Origin of the sequence: Clostridium akagii DSM 12554 (assembly GCF_000686725.1) — a bacterium.
GTDB lineage: Bacteria > Bacillota > Clostridia > Clostridiales > Clostridiaceae > Clostridium_I > Clostridium_I akagii.
Genome location: NZ_JMLK01000006.1, coordinates 133,672 through 145,350, shown reverse-complemented (window position 1 = coordinate 145,350; position 11,679 = coordinate 133,672). Strand labels below are relative to the sequence as shown.

At 31.0% G+C, this 11,679-nt stretch carries 7 protein-coding genes; all 7 read right to left on the bottom strand.

The window, feature by feature from the left end:
* Positions 1–2 precede the first annotated feature (2 nt).
* Positions 3–1,763, bottom strand: a complete 1,761-nt coding sequence (gene recJ, locus BR66_RS0100780; RefSeq protein ID WP_026881202.1) for a single-stranded-DNA-specific exonuclease RecJ — start codon at positions 1,761–1,763, stop codon at positions 3–5.
* Positions 1,764–1,795: 32 nt separating this feature from the next.
* A complete protein-coding gene (gene hydE / locus BR66_RS0100775; RefSeq protein ID WP_026881201.1) occupies positions 1,796–2,845 on the bottom strand; it encodes a [FeFe] hydrogenase H-cluster radical SAM maturase HydE in 1,050 nt (349 codons plus the stop codon).
* Positions 2,846–2,866: 21 nt separating this feature from the next.
* Complete coding sequence (locus tag BR66_RS0100770; RefSeq protein ID WP_026881200.1) at positions 2,867–4,081, bottom strand: M16 family metallopeptidase; 1,215 nt, start codon at positions 4,079–4,081, stop codon at positions 2,867–2,869.
* Between the two features lie 114 nt (positions 4,082–4,195).
* Complete coding sequence (locus BR66_RS0100765; RefSeq protein ID WP_026881199.1) at positions 4,196–6,037, bottom strand: APC family permease; 1,842 nt, start codon at positions 6,035–6,037, stop codon at positions 4,196–4,198.
* 167 nt (positions 6,038–6,204) lie between these two features.
* Complete coding sequence (locus BR66_RS0100760; protein WP_026881198.1) at positions 6,205–6,762, bottom strand: DJ-1 family glyoxalase III; 558 nt, start codon at positions 6,760–6,762, stop codon at positions 6,205–6,207.
* A 16-nt stretch (positions 6,763–6,778) separates the two neighbouring features.
* The gene (locus tag BR66_RS0100755; protein ID WP_026881197.1) at positions 6,779–9,667 is read right to left on the bottom strand and encodes a DNA topoisomerase IV subunit A; all 2,889 of its coding nucleotides are present in this window, start codon (positions 9,665–9,667) and stop codon (positions 6,779–6,781) included.
* Between the two features lie 12 nt (positions 9,668–9,679).
* Positions 9,680–11,638 carry a DNA gyrase/topoisomerase IV subunit B gene (locus BR66_RS0100750; protein WP_026881196.1) on the bottom strand — a complete coding sequence of 653 codons (1,959 nt, stop codon included), beginning with the start codon at positions 11,636–11,638 and terminating at the stop codon, positions 9,680–9,682.
* Between the last annotated feature and the right edge of the window lie 41 nt (positions 11,639–11,679).

The following is an 11,679-nucleotide window of genomic DNA, read 5'->3' as shown; positions in this document are numbered from 1 at the left end:
ATTCATCTAAAGTTTTCTATAACTACTTGAATGCTTACATTTCCGTTGTATTCATTAACACTTGGATAAAATACCATATCAAGTTTCAGCCTGCAATTTCCATGGTATAATCTATCAAGTTCGTCAGATCCATATTTATCTATAATAATTTTCTCAAATTCCTCAATATCCCTGAAATATATTCCATCAGTATATTTTCCATTCCTCATAACTATTTTAAATTTAAGCACATTTCTATTTTTACCAAGAATTGATGCCTTTACTACTGTTACTTGTTTTTCACCAAATACTGGTTTAGGGTTAGCTTTTCCAAAGGGCTCTAATATGCTTAAATCATTAATTAAGTTAAGGTCAATTTTTTCTAAAGGTAGCTGCATATCTATACATATTTTAGGAATTATATCTTCATCAGTTAAAGTTACTATATCATTAAGTTTTTTTCTTAATGGCTCAACATTACTTTCATCTAATGATAATCCAGCTGCCATAGGATGTCCTCCAAAGCGTCCTAAGAGTTCCCTGCACTTGTTAAGTTCTTCAAACATATTGTATTCATCTATTGACCTTGCTGAACCTTTAATACCTTCCTTAGCTCTTGTAAGCACTATGGTAGGAACATTATAACGTTCTCTTATCCTTCCCGCAACTATTCCTACGATACTCTCATGGGTTTCTGGGATAAAAATCACGAGTACTTTGTCCTCAGCCATTTTATTGCTCTCAATATATTCTATAGCCGCCTCTATTCCTGCCTGGGTCATATCTTTCCTTTGTTTATTAAGTTCATGTAACTCTATGGCAGATCTATTCGCCTCAGCTAAGCTTACGGCAAGTAATAATTTCACACCTTCCTTAGCATTATCAAGTCTACCTGATGCATTTATACAAGGTCCTATAACAAAACCTAAATGATATGTTGATATCTCTTTGTCTTCAATTCCTGTTACTTTAATTAATTCAGCTAAACCAAGATTTGATGTTTCATTTATTAATTTCAATCCATTTTTTACAAATATTCTATTCTCGTCTACTAAATCTACTACATCACATACTGTTGCAATAGCTGTATATTCAATAAATTTATAAGCTTCTGCCTTGTCAATACCCATTTCCTCATATAAAACTTCAATAAATTTAAATGTTACACCTGCTCCACAAAGTGCTTTAAATTTATATTTGCAATCTTTTTGTTTTGGATTTATTATAACATCAGCTTCCGATCTAATAAATTCCCTATTTTTATCTTCCTTTTCTATAAAAGGAATGTCGTGATGATCAGTTACAATAATTGTCATGCCTAATTCTTTTGCATATTTTATGGTTTCAATTGCAGCTATACCATTATCACAAGTAATTATTGTATCAACACAAAGATCTTTTGCTTTATCAATAATATTCTTATTTATTCCATACCCATCAACTATTCTGTCTGGAATATCATAAACAACATCAGCTTTACATCTTTTAAGTGCTGTATATAATTGAAACAAACTGATTACTCCATCAACATCGTAATCTCCTACCACCATTATTTTTTTTTCTTGTTCTATCTTTTGCTTAATAAGCATTACACCTTTAACTAAGTCTTTCATTTCACGAGGATTATGAAGGTTTTCATAACAAGGATTTAAGAAACTTTTTATATCCTCATCCATAGTAAGATCCCTGTTCACAATTAGCTTGGCCACTACTTCACTAACATCAAACTTTTTAGCAATTTCCCCGTAATTAGCCTTTCTATTTTTTACAAACCACTTTTTCAATAAAATTTCTCCTTTTTAGGCATACCATAGCCTTATGTCAATACATTTTTACTCTTGTCTCTATATCCTTTAGTTTTAGATACAAATCTTCCTATACTTGTTATTTTACCAGTAATACATCCTCTGCAATGACTTGGTGTATCATTAACACATATTTTTCCTGGATAAAGTGCATATAATTTTCTGTACTCACCTTCTGTTATATTGGGCATAACTACATTAGCGCCTGACTGAAGTGCTATAACTCTTCCATTTTTATTTAATGTTTCCATAGCAGTGGTAGCTGGTATATTTATATCCTTTAGTAATATTCTTGTAAGAGCCATTACTTTAAGACTTAAATCAAATTCTCCACCCTTGGCGTTCTTTAAAGGAGTATCTCCATTAGGAATAAACGGTCCAATACCAATCATATCTGCACCAATCTCTTTGAAAAACAATATATCATCAGCCATGGATTCAATAGTTTGATTTGGAAGGCCAACAAGTGAACCACTTCCAACTTCATAACCTAATGTTTTTAAATCCCTTAGGCAATTTTTTCTATTTTCATGGCTCATCTTTGGATCCATAGTATCATATAAGTTTTTATCAGTGGTTTCAATTCTTATTAAATATCTATCTGCCCCAACTTCTCTATACGCCTTATACTCCTCAAAGCTTTTTTCACCAATACTTATGGTAACAGCCACATTCATTTTCTTAATGCTACTTATAATATATTTCATCTTTTCAACTGTATAAAATTCATCTTCACCTGATTGCAATACAAATGTTTTATAGCCATATTCTGTACCTTTTCGTGCAAGCTCTATTATCTCGTCTGGCATTAATCTATATCTTTTTATATTTTTATTTTCCGATCTAAGTCCACAATACATACAATTTCTTTTGCATATATTAGAAAACTCAATTAACCCTCTTAGGTGAACCTCATCTCCCATATATTTTTTTCTAACCCGGTCCGCTGCTTTATACAAAACTTCATTACAACTGTTATCCTCTAAAATAGATATTAATTCATCTCTGGTTAAATTATTTGTAAATTCCGACGTCTCTATAATTTGAACATTATTAATCATATGAACTATCCTCCTGCACTTCTAGTGGCACAAAACTTGAATTGTAGGTGAAACTAGAACTTTTTTTATTATTTTAATTATATCCTGGGCATTTATATCTTGTAAAATTTTTTGTTCATTATTAATTTTTTGCTCTCCAAACATAATTTCATTTGTTGTAAGCTCTTTGCATAATTCTATTGACTTCTCAACTCTTAGTTCTCTCTTTAGCTTTATTGCACTAATTGCTTTAATTATATCATCTTTGGTAAATATATTTTCAAGTTCCTTACTACTTGAGAGTAGATTATTTATTATCCCCATGGCTTTTTCTACATTACCGTTTGAAGTCCCAAGGCATATAATAAATAGTTTTATTCCTGATTCATTTTTAATATAGCTATAAATGTCATAGGCAAGGCCATTTTGAGTTCTTATTTTATCATATAATATACTGCTTGTTCCTTCTCCAAATTTCGTATTAAAAATTTTTAGTGCGACTACTTCTTTATCATCCAAATCATGAATTGGAAAACAATATTGAATCTTCGCTCCTTGAATACCTTCTTTATTTTTAATAAATTTACCTTCATCATTTTTTTCATAAATTTCTTGTTTTAAATGCACTATATCACCGGACCAATTCTCAAAATATTTAGTAACAATATTTTTAACTGATTCATAATCCAATGATGAAACAACACTTATAACACAATTAGTAGGGACATAAAATTTTTCATAAAAACTTTTAATATTTTCAATAGAAATTTTTCTTATACTCTTTTCTTCCCCAATTATGCAAGTGTTTATTCTCCTACTTTTAAAAGCATTTTTAAGCAGTTCATCTTCACATAGCTGGAAGTTATCGTCTTTCCATTCTCTTAATTCTTCACATATAATATCTATCTCTTCACTAAATCCTTCTTTAGGGAATATTGGATTTAATATTATATCCGAATAAATTTCAAATCCTTTTTCAAAATTTTCACTTAATGTAGTCCCATAATATATTGAGTAGGGAAAATTAGTCATAGCATTGTTGAAACCAAAGATTTCATCTAAAGCTCTATTAATTTTTATTTCACTGCGAGTTTTAGTTCCTTTAAAAATCATATGTTCTACTACATGCGCAAGTCCAAGTTCTTCTTTACTCTCCATAAGTGCACCAGCTTTAAATCCAATACAAAATGATGTAATATAATTTTGTCTATATTCATATAAAACTTTTATTCCGTTATTCATATTTAATATTTTCATAATTTATCACCATACAGAATAATATCATAAAGTAGAACTACATTTCTATAATTTATAAAAAAAACTTCATCAATTCTAAAAGAACTGATGAAGTTTTAATATTATTTTATTCATTTATTCATTTATTATATAAGGAAGAGTGGTTAATGCAATATTTCTTCTCTTCAATAAAGTACTTTGTATAAATAAAGAAGTTTGATTATGGAGTATATTTTGCCACCATTTTTTTACTACAAATTGAGGCATAACTACTGTTATTGTATCACCGGGCATTATAACAAACTCCTCTGATTCAATAAATTTAACAAGTGGTCCAATCAAATTTCTATATGGAGATTTTTTTACAACTATTGGAATACCATCTCCACATTGTTCCCATTTTTCCAAAAGTTTATCTGTCATTTCCTCATCTACAGAAACATGGAAAATTATAATATCTTCGGTAAAACTTCTAGCATAATTATATGATTTTAAAAATGATTTATTTAATGAATCAATAGGTATAATCATATAATTTTTCTGTTTTTCATGATTAATAATTTTTGGTTTTTGGTCAATATTAAGCTTTAACTCATCTGCAACTATAACGTAATGAGCTTTTACTCTTGACATAAAAAACACTATAAGCGGTATCAATAAACATACAATCCAAGCACCTTCTTTAAATTTTGTAGCGGCAATTACTATTGTTGCTACAAGAGACAATATTGCACCAATTCCATTAATTAATGCTTTATGCCTCCATGATCCTTTTTTATGTCTAAGCCATTTTAATACCATTCCTGTTTGAGCCAAAGTGAAGGATACAAAAACACCAACCGCATAAAGTGGTAATAAATTATGGTTATCACCTTTAAAATACACAAGAAGTAGAGTTGCAGCTATGGATAAAAACATTATGCCATTAGAATATCCAAGCCTTGAACCTCTTTTTGAGAATTGTCTTGGAACATATCCATCTTTTGCAATAATAGAAAGTAAAAGTGGAAATCCATTATAGGAGGTATTTGCAGCCATAATCAATATTAAGGCTGTAGCTGCTTGAATAATGTAAAACATAAAGCTATTTTGTCCAAATATTTGTATAGCAAGTTGTGCTATTACAGTTATATCTGAATTATATACTGGCTTATATATTGTAGCAAGATATGAAATACCTCCAAATAGTACAAATGCCACACAACCTAATAACAATAATACAGTTTTTGCACTTTTTTGAGATGGTTCTTTAAAACTAGGTATTCCATTACTTACTGCTTCTACTCCAGTAAGTGCAGTACACCCAGCGGCGAAAGCTTTTAAAAATATAAATAAAGTAAGTGCGTTTGTAAACCCTGGTATAACTAAAAGTGGTTTAGGATGGATTCCCATTATATTATATTTTACAAATCCAACTACAATCATTATAACCATAATTGAAATAAATAAATAAGGTGGTATAGCAAAGGATTTAGCCGATTCACTAATACCTCTTAAATTTCCTATAGTCATTATAATTATAAGCACAACACAAATAGCTACACTATAGGGCAAAAGACTTGAAAATGCTGATGTAATAGCAGCCGCTCCTGCAGCAATACTAACTGCAACAGTTAAAATATAATCAATACACAAAGCCGCTGCTGCTATTAAACTTGGAGTAACTCCTAAATTGTCTTGTGCAACTATATAGGCTCCTCCTCCGTTTGGATAACAATCAATAACTTGTCTATATGAAAATACAAGTATAAATAATAAAAATATAATCATTAATGATACATGAATCAGGTCAGTGAATGCCATATAACCCACTGCCGGTATGAGTACAAAAAGTATTTCTTGTCCTGCATATGCTACTGATGATATAGCGTCACTGGAAAGTATTGGCAGGCCCCAGAAAATACTAAATTTTTCTCCTTTTAATTGTTCAGTTTTAAGTGCTTTTCCTAATAAAAAATTTTTAATATTATAAATCATAAGTACACCTCTAATAAACATTTTACTTTTTGGACATTCCTTGATTATATATCTCAGGAATTTATATTACAATTGCAAAAATGCCTAAATTATGACTGTATATGTTAATACAGTTCATCGTTCCACATTATGACCTGTTTTCATGGTTATATCTTAGTATTTCAGCATTATATGTTATTTTCTAAAAAAGTAAGCATCATTTCACTCTTTAATTCATCTACTTTTTGAATGCCTTCAAGTTTTTCTGCAATTTTCATGGCAAAATATATTGTAGTAGCGGGACCTCTACTTGTTATAATATTTCCGTCTTCCGCTACTATTTGTTCAATATAATTGCATTCACCAAGTTCTAATCCTGGATAAGATGTTATAGTTTTTCCTTTAATTATTCCAGCTCTATCTAAAACCATTGGTGCAGCACAAATGGCCGCTACTATCTTACCTTGTTTATAAAAACTACTAACTAAATCCACTACTTTGCTGTTTTCTCTTAGATTTTTAGCACCTGGCATTCCTCCAGGTAAAACTACAGCATCATATTCGCTATCTACTATATTACCAAGTATTTTATCACAATTAACTTCAATTCCATGGGAACCTTTTACAGTAATACTATTTAGTCCACAAATATCACATTTTATATCTGCCCTCCTAAGTACATCAACAACTGTAATTGCCTCTATTTCTTCAAAACCCTCCGCTAAAAACAATATCACACTAGACATAGTTATCCATCTCCTATTATTTCAACTTAATTTCTTTAATAAAATCATCAAGAGCAGTAATCATTATGTTTTTTCCTCTTCCAGCTCTATTTTGTTGTTTAATCTCATCAATTTTCACTGTTTTAATCTCTTTGTCTTTGGATTTTAGTGTAATTTCCTCATATTGACCTTTGTATAAGAATCCATAGACCACATCATCCTCTTCACCAAGACTAACTCCTGTAACACCTGATGCAACTTTTCCCATATAGTTTATAAGACTAGAATTAAATCTAATACTCATTCCTTTTTTGGTAATGAGTATTACTTCACCCTCACTCTCATTACTTAAAAATTCTAAGTTTATAATCTCGTCATTTTCACTTCTGAATTTATATACAGTGCAGCTAGTATAATCTCCTTTAAATTCATCCATTTTCATCTTTTTTACAAAACCATTTTTAGTAAAAAAGAATATATCATTATTATAGTCTTTTATTGAAATTATATTTAATATTTTTTCCGTTTCCTTATTAAATTCATTATTTATGTTATCTAAGTTAAATCCTTCTTCAATAATATTTTGTAACAAACAAGAGTATAAACTGAGTACCTTACCTGTATTTGTGAATACTAAAATTGTATCTTCAGAATCCGTTTTACATTCTTTGAAATGGGTTCCTAGCTTTGATTTATTAGTAGCTCTACCATTAGCTTTTAACATACCTTTTTCATTAATAGAAACATAAAATGTATCATTGTTATATTGATTTATTAATTCAATATCTTTTATTTCATCGTTTTTTGAAAAATTAAATAGCTTTGTTCCAAGGATATTTCTATCCACCGCCTTGAGGCAAGGATTTTTCACTATAAAACTAAGTCCGTTAACAGTTTGGACGTGAATAGACTTAAAATCCTCATCTTTTGAAAGTAATTTTACAAAATTCAATTTTTCATTTCCCTTAAGTTTTAATGCCATAATTCTAGAGTAATTTGAGCTAAAGTTAGGAACACTTGTCCTTTTAATAAATCCTCTATCCGTTATAAGCAAAAAGTCTTGGTCACAATTTATATCACCAACCGAAAATACTCCAATTATACGCTCCTTGTTTAAGTCCAAACCTTTAATTATAGTATCAATTTTTTCACCTTTTTCTTTCCATTTATACTCAGGAATAGCATCTCCTTTAAGCTGGTACATATTTCCATCACTAGTGAAAAACATTACTATATCTTTTGTGTTGGAGTTAAATAAGTATTTGTTTGTATCTCCGTCTCTATACTCTATGTCTTCCACATTTGTATTTGATCTTAAATAAGTTTTTTGAGAGATTCTCTTTATAAAACCTTCATTTGACATTGTTACAACTGTGTCTTCAATTACTATAAATTCTTCAATATCAATTTTTGCTTCTGCTTCATCTTCAACAATTTCAGTTCTTCTACTATCGCCATACTTTTCTTTTACATCACTTAATTCACTTTTAACTACAGCTAAAAGTACGCTCTCGTTTTCCAAAATATTTTTAAGTTTTTTTATTAATTTTGATAGTTCTTTGTGTTCCTTTAGAAAAATCTTTATTTCAAGACCGGTTAGTCTGTAAAGCATAAGTTCAACTATAGCTTCAGCTTGAATCTCTGTAAATTCAAACTTCTCCACTAAATTATTTATAGAGTCTTTTTTTGATTTAGAAGCCCTTATTGTAACTATTATTTCATCCAATACATCTATTGCCTTAATCAATCCTTCAACAATATGGAACCTCTTTTCGGCTATTTCAAGCTCTCTTGCTGCTCTTCTCTTAACCACTTCTTTTTGATGCTGAACATAAAATTTAATTATTGTCTTTAGACCCATAGTAAGAGGTTTCCCCTCTGAAAGTGCTACCATATTGAAACTTATATTTGACTGAAGTTCAGTTTTTTTAAAAATATATTTAAGTACCTTTTCTACCTCATCCTTAGTTGTTACTTTCTTAAATTCTATTACTGACCTTATTCCAGTTCTATCAGATTCATCTCGAATATCGGTTATGCTTTCTAGTGCTTTTTGATGCCGTTTATCCCCGGTCATCTCAGATATACTCTGAAGTAATTTCGCCTTGTTTTTTCTGTAAGGAAATTCAGTTATAACAATGCCATATCTGCCGTTTTCAAGCATTTCTATACTTGTTTTAGCCCTTAATGTTACCTTTCCCTCACCTTTTTCATAAGCAGAAAGAAGTGATTCTCTACCTATTAGAATACCTCCAGTTGGTAAATCTGGTCCCTTTATATAATTCATAAGTTCTGCTGTGGTTATTTCATTATTGTCTATGTACTTTAACGTTCCATCTATAACTTCATTAAGATTATGAGGTGGTATGTTTGTTGCAAGACCAACTGCTATACCAAATGCACCATTTACTAAAAGATTTGGATACCTTGCAGGAAGGACTCTAGGTTCAAGTTCCGAGGAAGAATAGTTATCCATCATATCAACTACATTTTTATCCATATCCTTTAACATTTCCATAGCCATAGGTGTAAGCCTTGCCTCAGTATAACGCATTGCTGCCGCTCCATCACCATCTTGACTTCCCCAATTTCCGTGACCATCAATTAGTGGATATCTGGTTGAAAAATTTTGAGCGAGTATAACCATAGCTTCATATACAGAAGAATCTCCATGTGGATGATATTTACCTAATATGTCTCCTACAATTCTGGCTGATTTGTAGTAAGGTTTATCAGGGAAAGCCTTAAGCATATAAGCACCATATAATATTCTTCTATGAACTGGCTTAAGTCCGTCTCTAACATCCGGTAGTGCCCTTTCCTTTGCAACTTCTACTGCATATGGTAAATAATTGTCAGGCATTGCCTCTTCCAGTGGGATATTAATAATGTTATTATCCTTGGGTATATCTATCTTCTTAGCCATTGTTAGCCTCCATTAAAACTCTGCGTATTTGTATAAATAATTTTTTCTAGGTTCTACTACATCTCCCATTAAAAGTGACACCATTTTTTCAGCTTTTGCAGCATCTTCTATAGTCACTCGTTGAAGAGTTCTAGTGTTAGGGTTTAATGTTGTTTCCCAAAGCTGATCTGGATTCATCTCACCTAGCCCCTTATACCTTTGAACAAGGCACCCTTTACCAATCTCTTTTTTAGCCTCTTCTAGCTGCTGATCAGAATATGCATATTTTACAACTTCACCATTTTTACTAGCTTTATATACTTTATAAAGTGGTGGTAATGCAATATATAGGTGTCCATTTGCTATTAGTTGTCTCATATATCTATAAATATATGTCATCCATAGGGTCCTAATGTGATAACCATCCACATCTGCATCACTCATAACTATTATTTTATGATATTTTAATTCCTGTTCCTTATAATTACCAAGTACTCCTGTACCAATAGCTACTGCAAATATTTTTAGTTCCTCACTGGCAAGTACGTTTTCAAGCTTTTGCTTTTCAGTGTTCATTATTTTTCCCTTTGATGGCATAATTGTTTGAAATCTTCTATCTCTTGCTTGCTTAGCACTTCCACCAGCTGAATCTCCTTCTACTATTATAAATTCAGTTAAACTGGAGTCTTTTAAAGTACATGCTGCTACTTTTCCAGCTAACGGTGCTGTACCTCTTCCAACTTTTCTCTTTTCTGCTTCATTAATTTTTTTTATTTTTTCTCTTCTTGTACACGCTTCAATGGCATTATTCATAAAAGATGTTGCCAATTCCTTATTATCTTCAATCCACTCACAAAATCTAGTGTATGATAAATCGTTCATAATAGTATACGCTTCAGTGTTTCCAAGCTTTGTTTTTGTTTGCCCTTCAAAAATGGGGCTTGATAACCTTATTTTAATTATTGCAGTCATTCCCTCTCTTAGGTCATCACCTTCGAATTCTTTGTCTTTTTCCTTTATTAAATTCAGTTTTTTAGCCCATTCCTTAAAAGCACGGGTCATGCCTGTCTTAAATCCAGTTTCATGTGTACCCGCTTCCGAAGTTGGAATATTATTTACATAACTAGCTATATATTCTGTAGTTGAATCTGTAAATTGTATGCAGACTTCTGCACCTAGAAATATTCCATTAACTTCTCTTTCACCGCTAAATAAAATTGGTTCCTTATGAATAGGGTTTTTGCTTTCATTAAGATAATCTATAAAGTCCAAAAGTCCTCTTGCAGAATGATATGTTTTTTGAACCTCTTGATCTTTTCTTTTGTCAACAAACTCCAATGTTATCCCTTTGTTTTGAAAAGAAAGTTCTTGAAGTCTTTCATCTATTATTTCAAATCTAAAGTCTGTAGAACCAAATATTTTTTTATCTGGTTTAAATGTTACAGTTGTTCCCGTATCTACAGTTTTCTGCTCCAATTTAATAAGTTTTGTTACAGGCGTTCCTGGCATAAGTCTCTTAAGTGACTTATCCATTGAATATTCAAATCTCTGCTTATAGATGCATCCCCCTTGTTTTACTTCAACTTCAAGCCACTCAGAAAGAGCATTCACTACGGCTGCTCCAACTCCGTGCAGTCCACCAGAGGTCTTATAGCTTTTGTTGTCAAATTTTCCTCCAGTGTGAAGTTCAGTATATACCATTTCAACCCCGGATTTTTTCTTTATTGGGTGTATTCCTGTAGGTATACCTCTACCATTATCTGAAATTGTTACACTTCTATCATCATTTAATATGATAATTGCTTTATTACCATATCCATTTGATATTTCATCTATAGCGTTATCTAATATTTCCCATATGCAATGATGTAGTCCCTTGCTACCTGTAGAACCAATATACATACCTGGTCTTACTCTCACTGGTTCTAATTTTTCCAGAGAAGTTAGCGATAATACATCATAAACCTGTTCTTCTTTATTATCCAAAGTCATTGTTTCCTCCAATATCGATATATATATGATTTTAGTAAGTA